General features: G+C 74.4%; 17 protein-coding genes and 1 tRNA gene. 14 read left to right on the forward strand and 4 right to left on the reverse strand.

What is annotated here, in order from left to right:
* Positions 1–149 precede the first annotated feature (149 nt).
* Positions 150–335 (reverse strand): DUF5703 family protein, encoded by a 186-nt coding sequence (locus ABEA15_RS04235; protein ID WP_311543013.1) that lies wholly within the window; start codon positions 333–335, stop codon positions 150–152.
* Positions 336–566: 231 nt separating this feature from the next.
* On the opposite strand from ABEA15_RS04235, the gene topA reads away from it, so the two are divergent.
* The 6 genes from topA to ABEA15_RS04265 all read left to right on the forward strand — a co-directional run bounded on the left by topA (position 567) and on the right by ABEA15_RS04265 (position 10,306).
* Positions 567–3,425 carry a type I DNA topoisomerase gene (gene topA / locus ABEA15_RS04240; protein WP_345555574.1) on the forward strand — a complete coding sequence of 953 codons (2,859 nt, stop codon included), beginning with the start codon at positions 567–569 and terminating at the stop codon, positions 3,423–3,425.
* Between the two features lie 501 nt (positions 3,426–3,926).
* A complete protein-coding gene (tmk, locus tag ABEA15_RS04245; protein WP_345555575.1) occupies positions 3,927–6,368 on the forward strand; it encodes a dTMP kinase in 2,442 nt (813 codons plus the stop codon).
* A 218-nt stretch (positions 6,369–6,586) separates the two neighbouring features.
* A complete protein-coding gene (locus ABEA15_RS04250) occupies positions 6,587–7,786 on the forward strand; it encodes a DNA polymerase III subunit delta' (protein WP_345555576.1) in 1,200 nt (399 codons plus the stop codon).
* A 158-nt stretch (positions 7,787–7,944) separates the two neighbouring features.
* Positions 7,945–9,564, forward strand: a complete 1,620-nt coding sequence (locus ABEA15_RS04255; RefSeq protein ID WP_345555639.1) for an alpha/beta hydrolase — start codon at positions 7,945–7,947, stop codon at positions 9,562–9,564.
* 162 nt (positions 9,565–9,726) lie between these two features.
* A tRNA-Thr gene (locus ABEA15_RS04260) sits at positions 9,727–9,799 on the forward strand.
* A 159-nt stretch (positions 9,800–9,958) separates the two neighbouring features.
* On the forward strand, positions 9,959–10,306 hold the full coding sequence (locus ABEA15_RS04265) for a hypothetical protein (protein WP_344140816.1): 348 nt from the start codon (positions 9,959–9,961) through the stop codon (positions 10,304–10,306).
* A gap of 182 nt (positions 10,307–10,488) precedes the next feature.
* Here ABEA15_RS04265 and ABEA15_RS04270 read toward each other — a convergent pair whose 3' ends face one another.
* Positions 10,489–11,868, reverse strand: coding sequence for a family 4 glycosyl hydrolase (locus ABEA15_RS04270; protein WP_345555577.1), 1,380 nt, complete (start codon positions 11,866–11,868; stop codon positions 10,489–10,491).
* Between the two features lie 186 nt (positions 11,869–12,054).
* On the opposite strand from ABEA15_RS04270, the gene ABEA15_RS04275 reads away from it, so the two are divergent.
* The 3 genes from ABEA15_RS04275 (at position 12,055) to ABEA15_RS04290 (ending at position 15,592) form a co-directional block, all read left to right on the forward strand.
* A complete protein-coding gene (locus ABEA15_RS04275; RefSeq protein WP_344140812.1) occupies positions 12,055–13,206 on the forward strand; it encodes a carbohydrate kinase family protein in 1,152 nt (383 codons plus the stop codon).
* A 1,211-nt stretch (positions 13,207–14,417) separates the two neighbouring features.
* Positions 14,418–14,681, forward strand: a complete 264-nt coding sequence (locus ABEA15_RS04285; protein WP_345555580.1) for a hypothetical protein — start codon at positions 14,418–14,420, stop codon at positions 14,679–14,681.
* Positions 14,682–15,223: 542 nt separating this feature from the next.
* Positions 15,224–15,592 carry a hypothetical protein gene (locus ABEA15_RS04290; protein WP_344140807.1) on the forward strand — a complete coding sequence of 123 codons (369 nt, stop codon included), beginning with the start codon at positions 15,224–15,226 and terminating at the stop codon, positions 15,590–15,592.
* Between the two features lie 16 nt (positions 15,593–15,608).
* Here ABEA15_RS04290 and ABEA15_RS04295 read toward each other — a convergent pair whose 3' ends face one another.
* Positions 15,609–16,166 carry a hypothetical protein gene (locus tag ABEA15_RS04295; RefSeq protein WP_345555581.1) on the reverse strand — a complete coding sequence of 186 codons (558 nt, stop codon included), beginning with the start codon at positions 16,164–16,166 and terminating at the stop codon, positions 15,609–15,611.
* A gap of 703 nt (positions 16,167–16,869) precedes the next feature.
* Between ABEA15_RS04295 and ABEA15_RS04300 the strand changes: the two genes are divergently transcribed.
* Positions 16,870–17,556: a hypothetical protein gene (locus ABEA15_RS04300; RefSeq protein WP_345555582.1), complete on the forward strand. Its 687-nt coding sequence runs from the start codon at positions 16,870–16,872 to the stop codon at positions 17,554–17,556.
* Positions 17,557–17,742: 186 nt separating this feature from the next.
* Here ABEA15_RS04300 and ABEA15_RS04305 read toward each other — a convergent pair whose 3' ends face one another.
* Positions 17,743–18,264 carry an inorganic diphosphatase gene (locus tag ABEA15_RS04305; protein ID WP_344140802.1) on the reverse strand — a complete coding sequence of 174 codons (522 nt, stop codon included), beginning with the start codon at positions 18,262–18,264 and terminating at the stop codon, positions 17,743–17,745.
* A 139-nt stretch (positions 18,265–18,403) separates the two neighbouring features.
* Between ABEA15_RS04305 and dacB the strand changes: the two genes are divergently transcribed.
* From dacB to hpt, 4 genes are all read left to right on the forward strand, one after another.
* Positions 18,404–19,699: a D-alanyl-D-alanine carboxypeptidase/D-alanyl-D-alanine endopeptidase gene (gene dacB / locus ABEA15_RS04310; RefSeq protein ID WP_345555583.1), complete on the forward strand. Its 1,296-nt coding sequence runs from the start codon at positions 18,404–18,406 to the stop codon at positions 19,697–19,699.
* 177 nt (positions 19,700–19,876) lie between these two features.
* Complete coding sequence (locus tag ABEA15_RS04315; RefSeq protein ID WP_344141467.1) at positions 19,877–21,022, forward strand: zinc-dependent metalloprotease; 1,146 nt, start codon at positions 19,877–19,879, stop codon at positions 21,020–21,022.
* Positions 21,023–21,047: 25 nt separating this feature from the next.
* Entirely contained in the window at positions 21,048–22,064 is a 1,017-nt protein-coding gene (gene tilS, locus ABEA15_RS04320; RefSeq protein ID WP_345555584.1) for a tRNA lysidine(34) synthetase TilS, read from the forward strand.
* Positions 22,065–22,312: 248 nt separating this feature from the next.
* On the forward strand, positions 22,313–22,867 hold the full coding sequence (gene hpt / locus ABEA15_RS04325) for a hypoxanthine phosphoribosyltransferase (RefSeq protein ID WP_345555586.1): 555 nt from the start codon (positions 22,313–22,315) through the stop codon (positions 22,865–22,867).
* The last annotated feature ends 294 nt before the right edge of the window (positions 22,868–23,161 follow it).

The raw sequence follows: 23,161 nt of genomic DNA on the forward strand, positions 1-23,161 counted from the left end.
CCGGAACCCGGCGGATCCGCCCCGGTGGCGGCGCACCGGGGCGGCCGGTTCCCGGCGCCGGGCGGCGGGAACCGCGGCGGTCGGTCGGCGGGCCGGATCCGGCCACCGCCGTCGCGGTTACCGGTGCGTCGAGCCAAGTGTGGTGTAAATCACATCGGGCGGAGCTGTCGGAGGATCTTCCGACGCAGCGTCACGCGGCGGCTTCCGTCGGGAAACAGGCGTACCCGGGCAAGTTCCCACTTCCCGTACTCGGCCTGTTCGGTCAGCGCCTGACGGGTGGCGCTGCGCGAGGTGCCGCGTGGAAAGCGGATCTCGCGGTATTCGTACTCGAGCATCCTTCTTATTCTGCGACCGCCGACGGTGTTCGTGCCATACCGTTCGTACACGTGAACCACCGGTCCCCACCGGGCAGCGGGCCCGCTCGCGACGGTGCCGGCCGGTACGCGCCGTCTCGGGGGAGCGAATCCCGTCGCCGTCGGTTACCGTCAGTGGCTGGGAATTCCGATAGCTGGCGGACCCGTTGACCGGTCGCACAGACAGCGCAAGGCGAGATGTAGGGGAGCAGCGTGCCACCCAAGAAGGGCAGCGCCGGCGAGAACGGCTCCAAGGACACCGGGCAGCAGGACCGAAACCGGCTGGTCATCGTCGAGTCGCCCGCCAAGGCCAAGACCATCGCCGGCTACCTGGGCCGGGGATACGTCGTGGAGTCCAGCATCGGCCACATCCGCGACCTGCCCACCAAGGCCGCCGAGATCCCGGCCCGCTACAAGAGCGAGCCGTGGGCGCGCCTCGGGGTGAACGTCGACCGCGACTTCGAGCCCCTCTACGTGGTCAACCCGGAGAAGAAACCGCACGTCAAGCGGCTGAAGGAGTTGCTCGCCGAGGCCGACGAGCTCTACCTCGCCACAGATGAGGACCGCGAGGGCGAGGCCATCGCCTGGCACCTGCGCGAGGAGCTCAAGCCCAAGGTGCCCGTGCGCCGCATGGTGTTCAACGAGATCACCAAGGACGCCATCCGCCACGCCGCCGAGAACACCCGCGACCTGAACCTGCGGCTGGTCGACGCCCAGGAGACCCGCCGCGTCCTCGACCGCCTCTACGGCTACGAGGTCTCGCCGGTGCTGTGGAAGAAGGTGATGGTCCCCAAGCTCTCGGCGGGGCGCGTGCAGTCGGTGGCCACACGCCTGGTCGTCGAGCGCGAACGGGAGCGCATCAGCTTCGTCTCCGCCGACTACTGGGGTCTGAAGGCCGTCTTCGACACCGTGGGCCGCGGCGCGGGCGACGACCCCGCCACCTTCACCGCCGCGCTCGCAAGCGTCGACGGAGCCCGGGTGGCGGTGGGCCGCGACTTCACCTCCTCGGGTGAGCTGCGCTCGGGCTCGGGCGTGCTGCACCTGGACGAGGAGGCCGCGCGCGGCCTGGTCCAGCGGCTGTCCGGCAGCGACTTCGCGGTCAGCTCGGTGGAGCGCAAGCCCTACAAGCGCTCGCCCTACGCGCCCTTCCGCACCACCACGCTCCAGCAGGAGGCCTCGCGCAAGCTGAGCCTGTCCTCCAAGCAGACCATGCAGGTGGCGCAGCGGCTGTACGAGAACGGCTTCATCACCTACATGCGCACCGACAGCACCACGCTGTCGGAGAGCGCGATCGCCGCGGCCCGCGACCAGGCCACCCGGCTCTACGGCGCCGACTACGTGCCCGCCAAGCCGCGCGTGTACTCCAGCAAGGTCAAGAACGCCCAGGAGGCCCACGAGGCGATCCGCCCGGCCGGCGACAGCTTCCGCACGCCCGCCGAGACCGGCCTGAGCGGCGCGGAGTTCCGCCTCTACGAGCTGATCTGGAAGCGCACCGTCGCCTCGCAGATGAAGGACGCGGTGGGCGAGTCGGTGACCGTGAAAGTCGTCGGCACCTCCACCGCCGGCGAGTCGGCCGAGTTCAGCGCCACCGGCAAGGTCATCACCTTCCACGGCTTCCTCAAGGCCTACGTCGAGGGGTCCGACGACCCCGAGGCCGAGCTCGACGACCGCGAGCGCCGCCTGCCGCCGCTGGAGGAGGACGACCCGCTCAAGGCCGAGGACATCGCGGCCGAGGGCCACAGCACCCGTCCTCCGGCGCGCTACACCGAGGCCAGCCTGGTCAAGGAGCTGGAGGACCGCGAGATCGGCCGGCCCTCCACCTACGCGTCGATCATCGGCACCATCCTGGACCGCGGCTACGTGTTCCGGAAGGGCTCGGCGCTGGTGCCCTCCTTCCTGGCGTTCGCGGTGGTCCAGCTGCTGGAGCGGCATTTCGGCAACCTGGTCGACTACGACTTCACCGCGCGCATGGAGGACATGCTCGACGGCATCGCCCGCGGCGAGGCCGAGAGCGTGCCGTGGCTGCGCCGGTTCTACTACGGCGCCGAGGAGGAGGCCGGGCTCAAGGAGCTGGTGGGCGACCAGCTCAGCGAGATCGACCCGAAGGAGGTCAGCTCCTTCCCGCTGCAGGGCACCGACATCATGATCCGTGTGGGCCGCTACGGCCCCTACATGGAGCGCGAGAGCGACGGCCAGCGGGTGAACGTGCCCGAGGACCTTGCGCCCGACGAGCTCACGCTGGAGAAGGCCGAGGAGCTGTTCGCCCAGCCCAGCGGCGACCGCGAGCTGGGCACCGACCCCGAGACCGGGCGGCGCATCGTCGCGCGCAACGGCAGGTTCGGCCCCTACGTCACCGAGGTGCTGGAGGACCAGGAGGCCCCGTCGGCCTCGGGCGGCGCCAAGCCGGCCAAGTCCAAGGCCAAGAACGCGCCCAAGCCGCGCACCGCGTCGCTGCTGAAGTCGATGTCTCTGGACACCATCGAGCTGGAGGACGCGCTGAAGCTGCTGTCCCTGCCGCGGGTGGTGGGCGAGATCGACGGTGAGCAGGTCACCGCGCAGAACGGCCGCTTCGGCCCCTACCTGCGCAAGGGCACCGACAGCCGCTCGCTGGAGACCGAGGACCAGATCTTCACGGTCACCGTGGAGAAGGCGCAGGAGCTGTTCGCCCAGCCCAAGCAGCGCGGCCGCCGCGCCGCCGCCTCGGCCCCGCTGCGCGAGCTGGGCAACGACCCCGAGACCGGCAAGCCGATGGTGGTCAAGGACGGCCGCTTCGGCCCCTACGTGACCGACGGCGAGACCAACGCCTCACTGCGCAAGGGCGACGAGGTCGACGCGATCACCGACGCGCGCGCCGGCGAGCTGCTCGCGGAGCGGCGCGCGAAGGCCCCGGCCAAGAAGTCCTCGTCGGGCAAGTCGGCCGCCGGGACCTCCGGCGCGGCCAAGTCCTCGGGCAAGTCCTCGGCCAAGACGGCGGATACGAAGAAGACCGCGGCCAAGAAGAGCACCGCCGGGACCGGCGCGCGTTCGGGCGGGAAGGACGGAACGCCCAAGGGCGGCACGTCGCAGTCCTGACCCGGTCCGGGAGCGACCCGCGCCGCCCCCGCGAGGCGCCGCGCGGCCGCTCCCGGCACGACCGCCGACCGGGGTCGGCCGCTTCCGGCGCGGCACCGCCCCTCGCCGCGCGCCGGAGGAGCCGCAGGCCGCCGCCCGGAGTCCGGTGGGCGGGCCGCACGGTGTGACGGACAATTCACGCCCGCCGTCGCCACCGCCCCCCTCCAGGTCGGCGCCCGCACCCGTATCGGCAGCGGCGCCGGACGCGCCCGTTTGCGCCGGTGCGGGGGTGGCGCCCCGGTTCGCCCGGCGCTAAAGTGCCGCGAACGCTCCTTCAACGCCGCGCGGCGCGAGGCGCGGGGCCCCGGATCCCGCTGTTGCCGAGCGAGCTATCGCCCTTCTCATGTTTCGCACTAGGCTGGCGACTGCGCCCGCAGCACGGCCGGTCCTTTTTCCGTCCCGGACCGATCGGGGCCCAAAGCCCACCTTCCCAGCACCAGAACAGTCGATACCTTCATCGCTATGAGCAGATCTGCCCCCCTAGGAGCACCGGGCGAGACGCGCGGCGTCCTGTCCAGCAGCAAGCCGTTGCGCCGCCTGTGGGCCGCGCTGTCGCTGTCGAGCCTCGGCGACTGGCTCGGCCTGCTCGTCCTCCTCTCCCTGGCCGCCGCACTGACCGCCGACTCCGACCCCCTGATCCGCGCCTACGCCGTCGCCGGCGCGGCCGCGGTCAAGCTCGCGCCCCCGCTGCTGCTGAGCCCGCTGGCCGGCCTGCTGGCCGATCGGTTCGACCGGCGGATGACGATGGCCGCAGCCGACGCCGCCCGCGCCCTCCTCTACCTGTCCATCCCGCTCGCGGGCCGCCTGGACTGGCTGCTCATCGCCGGCTTCCTCGCCGAGCTCGCGGCCCTGGCCTGGACTCCGGCCAAGGACGCCGCGCTCGCCGAGGCGGTGCCCAAGCGCAAGCTGGACCGCGCGATCCGGCTGGGCGTGCTGACGTCCTACGGGGCCGCTCCCGTGGCCGGAGCGCTGTTCGCGGCGCTGGCGTCGCTGAGCTGGCTGCTGGGCGCGCTGCTGCCCGGTGGCGGCGGGCGCCCCGACGGCGCCTTCTTCGCCCCGCAGGCCGACGCGGCGCTGTACACGGCCGGGGTCGCGTTCCTCGCGGCCGCACTGGCCGCCTGGGTGATGCCCAAGCCGCGCAGGAGGCTGGTGGAGGCCTCGCCGGCCCCGGCGCCCACCGGTCCCGGCGCGAACCAGGCCCGGTCCTCGGCGGCTCCGGCCGGCTCCGCGCCGCCGGAGGCGGCCGACAACGAGCGCACGTCGCCGATCGCCGCCGGCCGGTCGGCCGACGACGAGGCCACCGCGCAGCTGCAGTCCACCCAGAGCGCCGCCGACAACGAGCGCACGGCGCCGATCGCCACCGGCACCCCGGCGGCGGACAACGAGGCCACCGCCGAGATGGCGCCCGCGCCGCAGCCCGAGGAGGCCCGCTCCGCCGGCCCGTCCGCGAGCGGCGCGGCCGCCGAACGCTCGGCCGCGGCCCGGCCCGCGGCGGAGCGGCGGTACCGGCCGGAGAACCTGCTGCGCACCGTGTGGCAGGGCGGCCGGTTCGCCGGCACCACCCCGTTCGTGCGGGGCCTGCTGGGCGGCATGGTCAGCGTGTTCCCCGCCGTGGCCGCCGTGGTCGGCGTCGCCCGGCTGCACGTGACGACCCTGGGAGCCGGCAACGCCGGGTTCGGGGTGCTCTTCGCCGCCGTCTTCGCGGGGATGGGCCTGGGCATGGTCGCCGGCCCGCGCATCCTGCACCACCTCAGCCGCCCCCGGCTGTTCTCGGTGAGCATGGTGGTCGCCGCCCTCGCCCTGCTGGCCGCCGGCCTGGTCCCGAACATGGTCATGGCCGCGGTGCTGGTCGCGCTGGTCGGCGGTGCCGCGGGGATCACCTGGGTGACCGGCGTGACCCTGCTCCACCAGGAGCTGGAAGACGACATCCGCACCCGCACGCTGGGCTACCTCGACGCGGTGGCCCGTACCGAGCTGCTCGTCGCGGTGGTCGCGGCTCCGCTGGTCGCCGCGGTCGTCGGCGACCACACCCTCGGCTTCGGCGACCTCGACTACGCGTTCCTGGGCACCGGCGCGGTCCTGCTGATCGCGGGCGTGCTGGTGGTCCTGGCCTCGCTGATCACCTACCGCCGGGTCGACATCGGCGGCGAGGCCCCGCTGGGCAAGGAGCTGTTCGCCGCGCTGCGCGGGGTGCCGCTGCCCAGTGCCGAGGCTGCCCCGGAGGAGAGCCGCCTGCCCGGGACCTTCATCGTCCTGGAGGGCGGCGAGGGCGCCGGCAAGTCGACCCAGACCGGCCGGCTGTCGGTGTGGCTGCGTGAAGAGGGCTTCGAGGTCGTGACCACCCGCGAGCCCGGCTCCACGAAGCTGGGGATGCGGCTGCGCGCCCTGCTGCTGGACCGCGAGCACACCGGGATGTCCGCGCGCGCCGAGGCGCTGCTGTACGCGGCCGACCGCGCCGAGCACGTCTCGTCGGTGATCCTGCCCGCGCTGCGCCGGGGCGCGATCGTCATCAGCGACCGCTATGTCGACTCCACGCTGGCCTACCAGGGCGCCGGACGCGAGCTCGCCCGCGACGAGATCGAGCGCGTCAACGAGTGGGCGACCGAGGACCTGGCTCCGCACCTGACCGTCCTCCTGGACATCCCGCCGGACCAGGGGCTGGCGCGGCTGGGCGGCAGCACCGACCGCATGGAGGCCGAGTCGGAGGAGTTCCACACGCGCGTGCGCCAGGGCTTCCGCGAGCTCGCCGAGCGCGACCCCTCCCGGTACCTGGTGGTCGACGCGCGGGAGTCCGCGGAGGAGATCGCCCGGGAGATCCGGGGCCGCCTGCGTCCGCTGCTGCCCGACCCGGTGCCCCAGGACGCCGAGGCGATCACCGGGATGATGCCCACCATCAAGGAGTAGGTCCGCCGCCCGTGCCCAGCCCGGCACGGGCGGGGGCCGACCGCACGGCCGCCGGAGTCCGCCGCGACTCCGGCGGCCGTGCGCGTGTCCGGGGCGCCGCCGGCGGCGGCCGGATGTCGGCCGGATGTCGGCCGGGCGGTCTATCCTGGGAGACGACCCGGAGGCGGTGCCGCACCGCCCGGGCCCAGTCGGCGATCGAGCGGCAGTGGGGCGCAGCGGTGAGCGAACGAGTGGAAGCCGGCCGATCCGGGGTCTTCGGCGACCTCGTGGGCCAGGACGCCGTGGTCGAGCGGCTCCGGGCTGCCGTCGGCGGCGCCGACGACCTGCTCGCCGGAGGGTCCGGCGAGGGCATGACCCACGCGTGGCTGTTCACCGGGCCGCCGGGGTCCGGCCGCGCCGAGTCCGCGCGCGCCTTCGCCGCGGCGCTGCAGTGCCCCCGCGGCGGCTGCGGCGCCTGCGACTCCTGCCACCAGGTGCTCGCCGGCACCCACGCCGACGTGCTCTACGTGCGCCCGAGCGGGCTGAGCTTCGGCGTCGAGCGGACCCGCGAGCTCGTGCTCCAGGCGGCGTCGCGGCCCACCGGCGGCCGGTTCCGCATCGTGTTGTTCGAGGACGCCGACCGCGCCACCGAGGCCGCCTCGAACGCCCTGCTCAAGGCGGTCGAGGAGCCCTCGCCGCGCACAGTGTGGCTGCTGTGCACGCCCACCGCCGAAGACATGCTGGTCACCATCCGCTCCCGCTGCCGCGAGGTGACCCTGCGCACGCCGCCGACCGGCGCGGTAGCCGACCTGCTGGTCCGGCGCGACGGCGTCGAACCCGGGCGGGCCGCCGAAGCCGCCCGGGCCGCTTCGGGCGACGTCGAGCGCGCCCGCCGGCTGGCCACCGACCCCGAGGCCCGCGAGCGCCGCTCGGAGGTGCTGGGCATACCGGCCCGCCTGGACGGCACCGGCGCGTGCGTGACCGCCGCGGCCCGGCTGTACGAGCTCGCCGAGGCCGAGGCCAAGACCACCACCTCGGACCTGGACGAGCGGGAGCGCAACGACCTCAAGGCCGCCTTCGGCGAGGGCTCCACCGGCAAGGGCGTGGCCAAGGCCGTGCGCGGCGCCGCCGGCGCCCTGAAGGACCTGGAGGAGCGGCAGAAGCGCCGCGCGACCCGCATCAAGCGCGACACCTACGACGTCGCGCTCATGGATCTGGTGGCGTTCTACCGCGACGTGCTGGCCGTCCAACTGGGCGCCGCGGTCGAGCTGTCCACGGCCGGGCACGAGGGCGACGTGCAGCGCCTCGCGCGCTCCTCGGCGCCGGAGTCCACGCTGCGCCGCATCGACGCCATCATGCTCTGCCGCGAGCGCATCGCCGCCAACGTGCACCCCCAGATCGCCATGGAGGCGATGACGGCGGCCCTCTACCAGGGCTGAGGCCGCCGCGGTCCGCGCGCAGCGGGCCGCTCGGCGCGCAGGCCGCGTGCAGGCCGCCCGGCGCCGAGCGGCCTGGCGCGCGACCACCGCGGGCGGCTCCGGGCGGGACTCAGGGCGGCGGCGGGGCCGCACCCGGCTAGGGTGGCGCCGTGGACACCATGCAGGCCGCCGGCGCCTCCCCTTCGGTGCCGTTCTGCCGCGCCTCCCGCCGGCCGTCCGCCCGGCTCGCGGCGCGGACCGCGGCGGCGGTGCTGGCCCTCGCGGTCGCCGCGGCGGGCTGCACCGGCTCGGACGGCGGCTCGGGCGCAGACACCCCTTCCGGCGCCGCCGACGCCCCCGGCGGAGCGCCGGCCCGGTTCTACGGCCAGACGATCGACTGGCGCGACTGCGGTGACGACGGCGCCCGGTGCGGCACCTTCGAGGTCCCCCTGGACTACGCGGAGCCCGGCGGCGAGCGGCTGGAGATCGCGGTCCGGCGGATCCCGGCGACCGGCTCCGACCCGATCGGCTCGCTGGTGGTCAACCCCGGCGGACCCGGCGGTTCCGGGTTCGAGTACGCCGACTCCGCCGCCCGCACCGTCGGCGAGGCGGTCCGCGAGCGCTTCGACATCGTGGGCTTCGACCCGCGCGGCGTGGACCGCAGCTCCCCTATCGCCTGCCTGGACCGGTCGGAGATGGACGACTTCATCGCCGTCGACTTCACCGGCCCCGGCGGCGGGTCCGACCCCGCCGACGTCGGTGAGACCGGGCTGCGGGAGCTCGCCCGGCTCAACCGCGGGTTCGTCGAGGGCTGCCGCGAGGACTCCGGCGACCTGATGATGCACATGGGCACCGACGAGGTCGCCCGCGACGTGGACGTGCTGCGCTCCGCCCTGGGCGACGACGAACTCACGTTCCTCGGCAAGTCCTACGGCACCTACATCGGAGCGCACTACGCCGACCGGTTCCCCGACCGCGTGCGCGCCCTGGTCCTCGACGGCGCGCTGCACCCCTCGGCCGACATCGTGGAACTGGGGATGCGCCAGGCCGAGGGCGCCGAGGTCGCGCTGCGGTCCTTCGTCGAGGCCTGCCTGGAGGTCGCGGACTGCCCGCTGGGCGGGCCCGGCGACGACGTCGAGTCCGCGACCGAGCGGCTGGCCGGCCTGCTCGAACGGGCGGGCCGCGAGCCGCTGCGCAGCGACCTGGACGACGGCCGCCCCGCCAACCGCTCGTGGCTGGAGCTGGGCATCCACTCGGCGCTCTACAGCGAGAGCTCCTGGCCGCGGCTGAGCACGGCCCTGGACGAGGCCTTCGACGGCGACGGCACCCGGCTGCTGCGGATGGCCGGCGACCTCTACAACCGCGGCGACACCGCCGAGTACACCAACTACACGTCCGCGCTGGTCGCGGTGAACTGCTCGGACCGGCAGAGCCCGCGCGACATCGGCGCGTTCGAGGAGGCCGCGGAGCGCGCCGACAAGACCGCCCCGCTGTTCGGCGCGCCGCTCACATGGGGCGGGCTGACCTGCGCCTACTGGCCCGAGGAGGCGGTGGCCGAGCCCGAGCCGCTGGACGCCCCCGGGGCGCCGCCGATCCTGGTCGTGGGCACGACCCGCGACTCGGCGACGCCCTACGCGTGGGCGCGCACGATGGCGGGCGAGCTGGAGTCGGGAGTGCTGCTCACCCGCGAAGGCGACGGCCACACCGCCTACGGCCGCGGCAGCGACTGCGTCGACTCCGCCGTCGACACCTACCTGCTGCGCGTCGAGCCGCCCGAGAAGGGCACCGTGTGCCCGTGAGGTCCGTGCCGCCCGGCCCTGCGCCACGGCGGGCGGGGCGCGGCGGCCCGTGGGCGGGCCCGCGGCCGGCCCGGGGCGGGCGGGTCCGCAACGGTGATTTCGCGTACCGGTGCGCCCGCGCAAGGCGCTACACTGGTGACCGCTCCGCGCAGGCGGGGCAGCGCCGCCTTAGCTCAGTCGGCAGAGCGATTCACTCGTAATGAATAGGTCGTCGGTTCGATTCCGACAGGCGGCTCCGGATCGAGAGGCCCGGGCGCGACCCCACCGGTCGCCCCGGGCCTTTCGCTGTGCGCCCGCCGGCGGGCCCGGGGCGGAGGCGGGTGCGCGGGGCGTGCGGCAGCCCGCCCCCGGTCGCATCCGGTGCAAGTCTCGTTGCATTGGGTAGTTGTCGGGTATGAGCATGCTGCTGATGGTGCTGGCGATGCTGGGCGCGTTGGCCGTGCTCGGCCTGGGGAGCTGGGTGTCGGCGCACGTCCGGCGCGGCCGCCGCGAGATCGAGCCGGGCGGCGACGCGCCGGAGGCCGCCGCCCCGGACGAGGCGCCCGCCGGCGGCTACACCCTGCTGGAGGGCGCCGAGGAGCGCGCCGCGGGGGAGCTCACCGGCGACGCGCTCGCCCGCGTCCGCGGACTGCTCGCCGAGGGCCGCGGCAACGAGGCGGTCGGCGCGGTCCGCGACGCCACCGGCTGCGGCGCGCTCCGGGCCGAGGAGATCGTGGCCGGCCTCCGCCGCTCCGGGCGGTAGCGGCGGGCTGTTCGCGAGGGCGGCCCGTCCGGCGGAGGCGACCGCGGCAGGCGCCGGAGGCGGATGCGCGCGCGTTCGCGCTGGTCCGGAAGGCAAGTTGCGAAGCGGCCGCCGTCGCTGCGCCGGTCCCGCCGCCGGCCGGGCCTTCGCCGGCCGCGCCCGCCTTCCCGGGCGGGATGCCGCTACGGGTTCGGCAGGACGTCGCCGAGGCCGCCGAAGGCCTCCAGATAGCCGTCCAGCAGGGTGCGGGCGGTGGTCACCGAGTCGACCAGGGGATGGGTGGCGAAGGCCCGCAGGGCCGCCGCGCGCGAACCGGTGCGCACCGCCTCCATGATGTCGCGCTCCACCGACTTGACCGCGAGCACCAGGGCCAGCTGGTGGCCTGACAGGGGCGCCGCGGCGAGCGGCTGCGCGCCGCCGCCGTCGACCAGGCAGGGCAGCTCGACCACCGCGTCGCGGTCCAGACCCGCCAGGGCTCCCCGGTTGCGCACGTCGACGATCAGGCGGGCGGGCTCGTCGCGGGCCAGGGCCCGCATCACGGCCAGCGCCACCTCCTCGTAGCCGCCGCCGTCCAGGTCCTGCTCGGCGCGTTCGACGCCCCCGGCAGCACGGCGGTTGTCGGCCATGTAGCCGCGCTCGCGGGCCAGCCGCGCGCGGTCCCACAGCTCGAACGCTTCGCCCGGCCGCGCCGCCGCCTCGCGGTAGAAGCCGTGCTGCTGCTCGACCAGTTCCTCGCCGCGGGTCAGGCCCTGGCGGGCCGAGTCGGCCCCGGCCGCGGCGGCCTCGCGGGCCATGTAGTAGTAGTGCAGGTACTCGTTGGGCAGCGCGCCCAGGCTGCGCAGCCAGTCGGCGCCGAACAGGCTGCCCTCCTCGAAGGACTCCAGCGCCGCGGTGTCGGCCAGCAGGTCGGGCAGCCGGTCGCGGCCGCCGCTCCACAGGCCGCGCAGCCAGCCCAGGTGGTTCAGCCCGGCGTAGTCGGCACGCACCGCCGCCGGGTCCAGCTCCAGTGCGCGCGCGGCCCGCCGGGTCAGGCCGACGGGGGAGTCGCAGATCCCGATCACGCGGTCGCCGAGCACCGCCGACATCTCCTCGGTGACCAGGCCCGCCGGGTTGGTGAAGTTCACGACCCAGGCCTCGGGAGCGTGCTCGGCGATCGCGCGGGCGACCCGCCGCGCGACGGGGAGCGTGCGCAGCCCGTAGCTGATGCCGCCCGCGCCGACGGTCTCCTGGCCGATGACCCCGGCCGACAGGGCTACGCGCTCGTCGGCGACCCGCCCCGGCATCGCGCCGACGCGGATGGCCGAGAACACCATGCCCGCCCCCTCCAGGGCCTCGGGCAGGCTGCCGGCGGTGCGCACGGTCAGCCGCGGCTCGCCGTGCTCGGCGGTGTGGGCGTCGCGCTGCCGGTCCAGAACGGCGCCGACGCCGCGCAACCGGTCATCGTCGGTGTCGAAGAGGACCACCTCGGAGATCACGGCGTCGCCGCGCCGGGACTCGGCGAGCAGTGCCCGGTGCACGAGCGGCACGCGGAACCCGCCGCCGCCGAGAATGGCCAGTCGCACGTGTGCGTCTCCTCTCCGCCCGGCCCGCCCGGTTCGCTTCGTCCCACCGTAGTTTGCGGCGGCGCCCCCGGGGTGTGGGCGGCATCAAGGGTGCCAGTGTCGGTGTCCTTGCATAGCCTGCACTTCTAGGACTCTTGAACAGGCGCTCTCGAACGGGGGCGCCCGACCGCGGGGAAGAGTATGGGCGTGCAGACACGCGTGAACGCCGGCAAGCAGACGGCGAAGGCCGCCGCACGACTGGAATCGGAGCCTCTGGTCGGGCAGCCGCACGACGTTCTGGCCGCCGAGCGCGAGCCCGACAGCCCGGCGGTCGACCTCGCGCTCAGCGGGACCGTGTTCTTCGACATCGTGCTCACCGGGCTGGCCGCTCCACCTGCTGCGGGGACCGAGGTCGGCGCCGAGGGCATGGGCTCGTGCCCGGGCGGGGTGGCCAACCTCGCGGTCGCGGCTTCGCGGCTGGGCCTGCGCACCTCGGTGGCGGCGGCATTCGGCGAGGACGTCTACGGCGACTTCGCCTGGGACACGCTGAGCGTGCAGGAGCGCGTGGACCTGGCGGCGTCGCGGCGCATCCCGGACTGGCACTCGCCGTTCACCGTGTCGCTGGCCTACCGCGGCGACCGCAGCATGGTCACCCACGAGCACCCCTCGCCCACGCCGCACCGGGAGATGGCCCGCGCCCTGCCGCAGGCGCGCGCGGCGTTCGTCAGCCTCAGCATGGACGACGGGGTGCCGCAGTGGGCGCTGGACCAGGCCGCCAAGGGCGCGCGGATCTTCGCCGACGTGGGCTGGGACGACAGCGGGACTTGGAGCGGGTCGGTACTGGAGCAGCTGCGGCGCTGCGACGTGTTCATGCCCAACGCCATCGAGGCGATGTCCTACACCCGCACGGGCAGCCCCGCTTCGGCGCTGTCGGCGCTGGCCGAGTACGTGCCGGTGGCGGTGGTCACCGACGGGCCGCGCGGCTCGCTGGCGGTGGACCAGTGCACCGGCGAGAGCGCCGAGGTCGAGGGGCTGGTGCTGGAGGCCATCGACACCACCGGGGCCGGCGACGTCTTCGGCGCCGCGTTCATCGTCGGGACGCTGGCCAACTGGCCGCTGGAGCAGCGGCTGCGCTTCGCCAACCTCTCGGCCGCCCTGTCGCTGCGCCACACCGGCGGTTCGCTGTCGGCGCCCGGCTGGGCCGACATCGCCTCGTGGTGGGGCCGAACCGCGGCGGGCCACAGCGCCACGGAGCGCAGACTGGCCCGCGACTACCGGTTCCTGGCCGACCTGGTGCCGCTGTCGTGGCTGCCGACCGAGCAGCGCCGCGCCAGCGCCACGATCGGTCTGCGCAACTAGGGCCCGGCGGCCCCCGCCGCCGGGCCGGGCCTCAGACGGCGGCGCAGGGCCAGGTGCCGTCGACGACGGTGCCGTGCCCGGGGCGGCTCTTGTCGAGCCACTCCTGGCGGCTGCGGGCATAGGCGGCCGCCCATTCGATCTGGCGCTGGTGGAGCGCTGCCAGGTCCATCGAGGCGACGTCGGGGCGGCGCGCGGCGATTTCGCACGCCAGGGCGAGGCAGGCCGCGGCGTCGCCCAGGGCGGTGTGAGCGTCGTTCAGGCTGACGCGGTAGAACTCGCACATGGCGGCGAGGTTGCGCTTGCCGCGCCGGTAGGGATCGGATCCGCGGTCGATGACCAGGGGGTCGACGACGGGGGCGACGGTGTCGGCGCCGAGGCGTTCGCTCAACGGCGCCAGTTCGTGGCGGCGGAGCTCGCCGGCCAGCACCATCAGGTCGAAGGGGGCGTTGAAGACGGCCAGGCCCCGCCCGGCGATCAGGTGGGCGCTGAGGGCCTCGGCGATCTCGTCCAGCGCCTTGGCTGCGGGGGCGCCCTCGGCGCGGGCGCGTTCGTTGGTGATGCCGTGGACGGCGATGGCGTCCTCGGGGATCTCGCGGTCTCCGGGGTCGACCAGCCAGGTGCGCTCGGTGCCCGCGGAGTCGACGAAGGCCGCTGAGACGAGGAAGGCTTCGCGGGGGTCGCGGGAGGAGGTCTCGCAGTCGTAGCCGGCGAGCGCGCCGGTGTGCCAGCCGATGTGGTCGCCGCGGGGCGGGGGCTCGGGACGGGGTTCGTGCTCGGTGCAGTAGGTGCGCCACCGCCCGTCCTGCTTGAAGTCGGAGGCCAAGCGGTCTTAGGAAGACAAAACAGGCAGTCAACTCCTTGGCTCACAGAACGACATGGCTACGATCCGACTTCCTGCTCTCTTTGCGTCCCGGACATGCTAGCGGCGGGTGACGACGATTCCGGCCGGACAGGGCGATCCGGGCCCGCAGGAGGTTCGGGAGCGCGGCGCCGCGCCGAGACGCCGCGCGGAGCGCGGGCGCCGCCGGCCGCGTGCCGGCCCCCGGCTCGACCCGCTGAGCGGGGAAGTCGCGCGATCCGCGACATGACCCCCCGGCCTCGGGGGTAGAGAGACCCAACGCGCGGCTCCTCGCGACGGATTCGCGCATGGAGCACCCGGAAGCCGAACGTCGCGGTCGGATGCGGCCGCACGCCGTAGGGAAGGGGAGACCATGAGCCTGGACGAGGCGGGACGCCAACTCGAAGCCGCCATCCACGACGCGCGCGTCGCGTTCGACTGCATCGAACTGGACGATCTGGAGCGGGCGCACACCAACGCCATCACCGCGCGCGCGGCCGTCGACGCCGCGGAGTACGCCATCCGGGTCGAGGCGGAGCGCCGCGAGGGCGAGGGCGAAAAGGAGTCCTCCGGCGGCGGGAGCGCGGAGCCGGGATCCACGGGCGCGTCGGACTCCTCGGAGGAGCTGTCGGGTTAGGCCCTGTCCGCGAAGGCGTGTTCGCCGGTGTCCGCGCCGGTGCGCCTTGCCGCCGCAGGACCAGGGCGCTCCCGCGGTGAACGGCGCGGCGGTCGTCTCGCCGCTGGGCGGCGGCTCCAGACGGCGCCTGTGACCGACCTCGACGGTGGGCTCGGCGCGGGGGGAGGGCTCCACGGACCGTCCGGCTGTGAGTCCAGCTCCTCGCCGGCCGCATCTTCGGGCGCGGCGCCGTTCGTCGGGTTGTGCCGCGCCCCGGCTCAGCGGAGACGATGATCTCCCGCGTGCGCTTCGCGAACGCCGTCGGTTCGGGTGCGAGCGAGATGACGGGGACTCTTCGGCGCGCCCGGAGCCGCCGAAGGGGCGAGCCGCTGCGTTGGCCTCCTTCGCCCGCCCCGGGGAGTGCGGAGCTTCGTCTCACCCCTCTTCCAGCAGGGCTCCGGCAGGGGGTGCGCGTCTCGCGGCCGCGGAGAACCCGGCGGCTCCGGGTGGCACGTCCGGCACCCGACCTCGAACGCATGTACGAACTCGGGTAGGCTTGTGGCATGCCTGACCAGCAATTATCTCCTGACTGGCCGGAGAGCGTGCATCCGCCGGGGTCGGACTCGTTCGAGCAGACGGCCGCCGTCTGGCTGTTCGACCACGTGCCCGCCGACTACCGGCTGCACGGCGTGCTGCGGCGGCATCCGGTGGCCCTGTCGCGGCTGGCGCGCCAGCACGTGGCCTCCTCGCTCGAAGGCGCGCGCCAGGGGTACCGAACCGCGCGGGTCGACCTGCGCGACCACCTGCCCCAGCACGCCGTCGACCAGGTCATGAACGCCTACCGGGAAGAGGGGCGGCGCATGGCGGCCGTGCTGCGCTCGATCGAGGCCGTCGACGAGGCGCTGCGCGCGGCCGCGGGCCGTGCCGAGTAGCCGGGCCGCGCCGGGTTCAGCCGGTGACGCGCACGACTACCGCGCGCCGGTCGCCGGTGTTGATGAGCTGGTGGTCGTCGCCCGAACCCAGTGCCCGAGCACGGTCGCCGGTCAGCTCCTGCACCGCCTGCATCTCGCGGTCGGGGGCGACCGTGACCATGTGCACGCGGCCGCTCGCCAGGTGCAGCACCGAGGCGCGGTGGGGCTCGTCGGGCACCGCGGCGAAGCCGTTGGGCTCCAGCACCAGGACGCTCACGCGCATCCGCCGGGCGGCCGCGCGCCGCGCCGGGCGCGGCGCAGGCTGCCAGCGCCCCCCGCGGCGCGGGCGCAGTCGGAGCAGGGTCAAATCCGAGGCCGCAGCGCGTGCCGCGGCGGCGAGCCGGCCGATGGTCGGGGCGCTGCGGGTCTGCAGGTGCGGATAGGGGGCGGGGTGCCCGGCGAGCACGATGTCGCCGATGCCCTCCGGCGACACGGTCGGCGCCGCCGGGCGCGGGACCGGGGGCGACCCTTCGTGTCCGGTCCTGTTCGCAGAGTGCTCTGCGGTGGTCGCGGAGGCAGCGGTGTCGTAGGTCATGGGTGCGGCTGTCCTTCACGGCGTCGAGCCCTCGGCGCGGCGGCGCCGGGGCTGGCGGAACTCAGGGGGAGCCGGTCGTCCCGGAGGCGGAGTCCTCGCGGCGGCCGCCGCCGCGCGGCGGCGGTTCCGGCGGGACCGGCGGAAAGCGAACGAATGCGAACGAGAACGAAGACGCGCCGTCAGGCGACCGCCTGCGGCGCGACCCGGCTCAGCGGTGGTCGCGGCGGGCCGGACAGCAACACAGGCAGCGCACACCGACCGCACGGCGAGCGCCGGAGTGGGCGCTGCGAGCCATGGAGGATCGATCAGTACGGGTGCGCGGATGCATACCGCTAAGAACACCAAGCCCGCCCCGGGGTGTCAAGTGCACGCCGGTCACTCGGGTGTGTCGTCCGCGTCACGCGCCGCGCCGGGTCCGGCGCTGACGCCCGCCGGGAGACCCGACCCGGAGCCGTCCGGTGCGGGCGGGAGGCGCAGTGCCGGCTTCGGCAGAGTCCGGAATCATGGGATCTGTCCGGGCCAAATTTAGGTAAACGCGTTGCGGTGCCGCCTGAATCGGTGATGGCATAAGAGACCGCTAAAAGACCGGAACCGGCGCAGGGGCCGCGGTTCCGGCGAAGGCCCCGGCGTCCGGCGCCGGTCGCGGCGAAGCGGGACGAGAACGAGTGCGCGCCTGCGGGGCGGGTCGCGCCGGAGGTGATCGTTGGGGGGCGACGGAGCGGTGCGGCCCGGCAGAAGCGGGCAGTCCTCCGCCGCGCCCGCGGGAAGATGGGCCCGGATCGGAGCGAGCGCGCTGGTCAGCGCCGCCGCCGGGGTGATGGCCGCCGGCTTCGTGGACTGGCGCGCCGGTGCGCTGGTGGCCGGCCTGACCGCCCTCACCTACGTCCTGTCGGGCACGGTCGGGCGGCGCGTGCCGCGATCCAGCGGACCGGGCCCGGCGCTGCGGGCCCTGCGCGCCCGCGGCTACCGGCTGGTCCCCGACGGCCCCGCCCGCCATGTGGCGGTCGGGCCTGCAGGCGTGTTCCTGCTGGCGGCCACCGGGCGATCGGCCGCATGGCACGGCCCGCGCGGATGGCGCGTCGGAGGTGCCCCGGCGGACCGGCTCGCCCAGCGCCTGGAGGAGCAGGCCGCCGGCCTGGACCGCGCCGCGGCGGGCGGCGAGGCGGACCCGGACTCCGCGGACGCGCCGGGACCGGCACCCGCGGCCCCCGCCGTAGCGGTCATCCTGGTCGCCGGGCGGCGGCCGGAGTCGGTCGTGGAGCTGGGACGGGTGCTGCTGTCCCGCCCCCGCCCCGCCGTCCGGCACATCCTCGCCCGAGGCGACGTGCTCTCCGCGGAGCAGGTCGAACACGTCGCCGAGCGGATCGGGCGGTATCTCGACTCGGCCTGAGCGGTCGCGATCAGGCCGGGCGGCCGACCGCGTGCGCCGCCACGGCGCCCGGCGCCGCACGCTTCGCCGACCTCACTCGCAGGCCCCCTCCGGCCCCGCCTCAGACCGCGGCCGGGTCCTTCGGAGCCCGCCGGGCCGCGGCAGGCGGCACGGCGGCGTCCCACACCGGATCGGCCCTTCGGCGGCCTATTCGCTCACCTTGATGTGGGAGGTGTCGCCGTGCACCCCGTGCTCTTCCGCGCGCTTGACCGAGGCGATGACCTCCTGCTCGGCGTCGTGGCGGCCCACCCACGTGGCGCCCTCCACCGACTTCCCGGGCTCCAGGTCCTTGTAGACGCTGAAGAAGTGCTCGACCTCCAGGCGCTCGAACTCGTTGACGTGGTGGATGTCACGCAGGTGCTCCATGCGCGGGTCGGTCGCCGGCACGCACAGCACCTTGTCGTCGCCGCCGGCCTCGTCGCGCATGCGGAACATGCCCACCGCGCGGCAGCGGATCAGGCACCCCGGGAAGGTGGGGTGCTTCAGCAGGACGAGCGCGTCCAGCGGGTCGCCGTCCTCGCCGAGCGTGCCCTCGATGAAGCCGTAGTCGGCCGGGTAGCTCGTCGACGTGAACAGCATCCTGTCCAGACGGATACGTCCTGTTTCGTGATCCATCTCATATTTATTACGCTCGCCCTTGGGGATCTCGATCGTGACGTCGAATTCCATGCTGTTCTCGGCTTCCTCTACGGCTAGTGTCGCTAAAACAGTCAAAGGTCGTCGCATGCCAACGGAAGGCAGGTCCAGGGTGCGGCAGGTACGGGCCCGAGCGCTGTCAGCGTTGGCCGTCCTCAACATATTCGTGCTGGTGGCAGGCGTCGTCGCGATCGACATCATCGATTCCCGCCCACCCGCGACGATGCCCTACCCTGTCGCCTTCGCCGAGGACGCGCCCGACGCGGCGCAGCAGAACGCCGCCCAGGTGGATCCGGAGCGGCTCCGGGACAAGCTCGATGATCCCATGTCGGCCTCCGGTATCGCCGATGGGCTCTACGCCTACGTGGCCGACGCCGAGACCGGCGAGCGCCTCTACGGGCGCGAGGCCGACCACGGAGCCGTCCCCGCCTCCACCACCAAGCTAGTCACCGCTGTCGCCGCACTGCACGCCGCGGGCCCCTCCGCGCGGCTGTCGACCGACGTGGTGCGCGACGACAACGGCGGGCTCGTGCTCGTCGGCGGCGGCGACCCCACCCTCACCTCCGACAACGGGTTCGACCACTACCCGCGCCCGGCCAGCCTCGAAGACCTCGCCGCCGAGACCGCCGCCGCGCTGCAGGAGTCCGGGACCGACTCGGTGCACCTCAGCTACGACGACTCCCTCTACCGCGGCTCCGACATGGCGCCGGGCTGGAAGCCGGGCTACGTCGACGAGGGCAGCGTCTCCACGGTGCACGCCCTGATGCTCGACGGCGGCCGCGTCGACCGCTACGACCACTACAGCCAGCGCGTCGGCGACCCGCCCGGCGTCACGGCCGACGCCTTCGCCGAGCAGCTGGAGGCCGCCGGCGTCGAGGTCTCCGGCGAGCCCGCCCCCGCCGAGGCGCCCGAGGGGGCCGAGCCCGTCGCCTCCGTCCAGTCGCCGCCGATCTCGTCGCTGGTGGAGTGGATGCTGCTGGAGAGCGACAACAACATCGCCGAGGCGCTGTTCCACAAGGTCGGCCTCGCCCGCGGCCACGAGGCCTCCTTCGCTGGCGGCGCCGAGGGCGTGGCCGAGGTGATGCGGGAGCTCGGCGTGCAGAACGTGCACACCGAGGACGGCAGCGGGCTGTCGGTGAACAACCACATCACCCCCAAGGCGCTGGTCGAGCTGGTGCGGCTGGCCGCGGAGCGGCCGAAGCTGTACCCGGCGCTGAGCGGCCTGCCCACCGCGCACTTCACCGGCACCCTCACCGACCGCTACTCCTCGGCCAGCGGCTCCCAGGCCGGCGCCGGGCGCATCCGCGCCAAGACCGGCACGCTCAACGGGGTGAGCACGCTCGCGGGCACCGCCTACGACTCCGACGGCCGTCTGCTGGCGTTCGCGTTCATGGCCAACGACCCCGCCGCGCTGGGCAGCACCCTGGACACCTTCGCCGCAGCCATCGCCGAGTGCGGCTGCCGGTAGGCCGCGCCGGGCGCCGCCGGACGCCGACCGCCGCGGCCCCGCGCCGGCAGGCCGGCGCCTGCGGCGCCCGCGGCGGCGGCCCCGGCGGTCCGCATCGGGAACTTCCCTGAGGAAACCCGGAAATACCCGCGCCGCCCGCCCGTTCGGCGGTTTCATGGGTACGGTGAAGACGTGAGTTTGATCGACTGGGACGTAGCCGTCAGCACCGGTGTCCGACTCGTCCGGCCCGGTCCGCAGGTGGACCTCGCCGACGCCCGCCAGGCGGTGGCGCAGCTGCGCGAGCTGTCCGTCACCGCGCAGGGCCACGTGCGGGAGTTCACCGGTATGGAACCCCTTGAGCCTGCGGGACCGGCGGTCGTGGTGGACCGTCCCGGCTGGATCAAGGCCAACGTCGACGGGTTCCGGGTCGTCCTGGAACCCATACTCGACCGACTCGGCGGCGAACGCCTGAACGACGGCAGCGCCGCCCAGCTCACCACCGCGGTGGGCTCGCGCGTCACCGGCGTCCAGCTCGGCGCCGTGCTCTCCTATCTGGCCGGCCGGGTGCTGGGCCAGTACGAGCTCTTCCTGCCGCCCGACCCCGACGGCCGGGCGCCCACCGGGCGGCTCACCCTCGTCGCCCCCAACATCGTCCACACCGAGCGCGAGCTCGACGTGGACCCCCGCGACTTCCGGCTGTGGGTCTGCCTCCACGAGGAGACCCACCGCATGCAGTTCACCTCCTCGCCCTGGCTGCGCGACTACGTGCAGCAGCAGATGCAGGAGATGCTGCTCGCCTCCAACATCGACGCCGGCGACCTGCTCAACCGCCTGCGCTCGGCCGGCGAGGCCGTCGCCGAGGCGATCCGCGGCGGCGACGGCAACCTCATCGAGGTGTTCCAGAGCGAGGAGCAGAGCGAGATCATGGACCGCATCACCGCGGTCATGTCGCTGGCCGAGGGCCACGGCGACTACGTGATGGACGCCGTCGGCCCCGAGGTCGTGCCCACGGTCGCCGAGATCCGCCGCCGCTTCCAGCGCCGCCGCGAGGGCGCCAACCGCGTCGACAGGGTCATCCGCCAGCTGCTGGGGATCGACCTGAAGATGAAGCAGTACGAGGAGGGTGCGGCCTTCGTGCGCTCCGTGGTCTCGCAGGTGGGCATGGCCGACTTCAACCGCGTGTGGGAGTCGCCGGAGACCCTGCCGACCATCAAGGAGATCCGCAACCCCGACTCCTGGATCGACCGCGTCGTGCGCCCCGCCGCGCTTCCGCGGGAATCCGGGCAGAGCCCTGCCGGCCCGCCGCCCGGGGGCGGGTCCGCGGACGGTTCGCCGCGGGAGTGAGGCCCGCCGCGGCGGGAGGCCGGCCGTGACCGGCCCGCCGCCCGCCGTCGCCGCGGTGCGCAGCGCCGTCCGCGGCGCACTGTCGGGGCTGGATGCGGGCTCGCTGGTGCTGGTGGCCTGCAGCGGAGGCGCCGACTCGCTGGCGCTGGCGGGCGCCGCCGCGTTCGCCGCACCGAGGATGGGACTGCGCGCCGGAGGGGTCACCGTCGACCACGGGCTCCAGGAGGGCTCCACCGAGCGGGCCGCCGAGGTCGTCGCGACGATGCGCGGGTTGGGCCTGGACCCGGCCGAGAGCGTCGCCGTGCGGGTGGGGGCCGAGGGCGGGCCCGAAGCGGCCGCTCGCCGCGCCCGCTTCACCGCCCTGGACGAGGCCGCGCGCCGACTGGGCGCCGCCGCCGTGCTGCTCGGCCACACCCGCGACGACCAGGCCGAAACCGTGCTGCTGCGCCTGGCGCGCGGCTCGGGCGGCCGCTCGCTCTCGGGAATGCCGGCGCGCAGCGGGCGCTATCTGCGGCCGCTGCTGGCGGCGCCGCGCGCGCAGGTGCACACCGCCTGCGCGGACATGGGCCTGAAGGCGTGGTCCGACCCGCACAACTCCGACCCCGCCTACGCGCGTTCGCGCGTGCGCACCGACGCGCTGCCCGTTCTGGAGCGAACCCTGGGCCCCGGCATCGCCGAGGCGCTCGCCCGCACCGCCGACCTGCTGCGCGACGACGCCGAGGCGCTGGACGCCTGGACCCGTGCCGCCGAAGCGGAGGTGCGCGAGGGCGCGGGCGCCGACACCGCACTGGACGCCGCCTCCCTTGCGGAGCTGCCGCGCGCGGTGCGCACCCGGCTGCTCCGGCGGGCCGCCGTGGCGGCCGGCGCGCCGGCGGGCTCGCTGTTCGCGGTGCACGTGGCCGAGCTGGACCGGCTGGTCTCCGACTGGCGCGGGCAGGCGCACGTCGACCTGCCCGGCGGGATCCGCGGCGTGCGCCGCCAGGGCCGGATCGCCTTCGACCCGGCCGCGGGCGACGGGGGCCATGGTGACCGACCCTCCTGAGCTGCGCCGACGACCTGACACGCCGCGGAATGATCACTCTCACACCGGCCCCCGGTGCCGCGCGCCCGCGGCCGCGTCCTGCGGACGGCCTCCCGCCCGATCGCCGGACCGCCGCGCCGCCGGCCGCAAGCGCGGCCGCGTGCTCCGGTGCGCCGGCCGCGGGGGCGCCGGAGCACGCCGGCCGCCGGCGCCCGTCTATTCTGGGGGCGTTCTGCCAATCCCGACCTGAGCAGCGAGGTCAGCCAAGCGTGGACGCGAAAGACATGGGCGAGGATCTGGAGAAGGTCCTGGTGACCGAGAGCCAGATCAACGCCAGGCTGGGCGAGATGGCCGCCGAGATCGACGCTGACTACGCCGGGAAGGACCTGCTGCTCGTCGGGGTCCTCAAGGGCGCGGTCATGGTGATGGCCGACCTCGCCCGCGCGCTGCACCATCCCTGCGAGATGGACTGGATGGCGGTGTCCTCCTACGGGGCGGGCACGACGTCCTCGGGTGTCGTGCGGATCCTCAAGGACCTGGAGATCGACATCAAGGACCGCAACGTCCTCATCGTCGAGGACGTCATCGACTCGGGGCTCACCCTCTCCTGGCTGGTGGGGAACCTGAAGTCGCGCGGGCCGGCCTCGGTGGAGATCTGCACGATGGTGCGCAAGCCGCTCGCCTTCGACGTGGAGCTGGACGTACGCTACGTCGGCTTCGACCTGCCCAACGAGTTCATCGTCGGCTACGGGCTGGACTACGCCGAGAAGTACCGCAACCTCCCCCTGATCGGCACCCTGGCGTCGCACGTCTACCGGAGCTGAAAGCCGCCGGCGGGACCGCGCCGCGCGGCCGGAAGAGGGGCCGCCGGGGCGGCGGGCGCCGCGTTCGGGGTGACGGCGAGGGCGGTCGGGAACAACACGCCCCTTCCCACGCGTTGGAGGCATGACGGTTTCCACCGTCCGCGAACGCGGGGGAGCGTGAGTGCACCCGGTGATGAACGGGGTGTACGGTCGATTATCCCGGCGTTGTGGGGAACTGCGGGAGTCTGCGCGAAATCGCAGGCCCAGCGCAGTGCATGAAGGAAAACGTGTCCGATAGGTTCCGCTTCCGGCGGC

Source organism: Streptomonospora halophila, assembly GCF_039542725.1.
In the GTDB taxonomy this organism is placed as follows: Bacteria; Actinomycetota; Actinomycetes; order Streptosporangiales; family Streptosporangiaceae; genus Streptomonospora; species Streptomonospora halophila.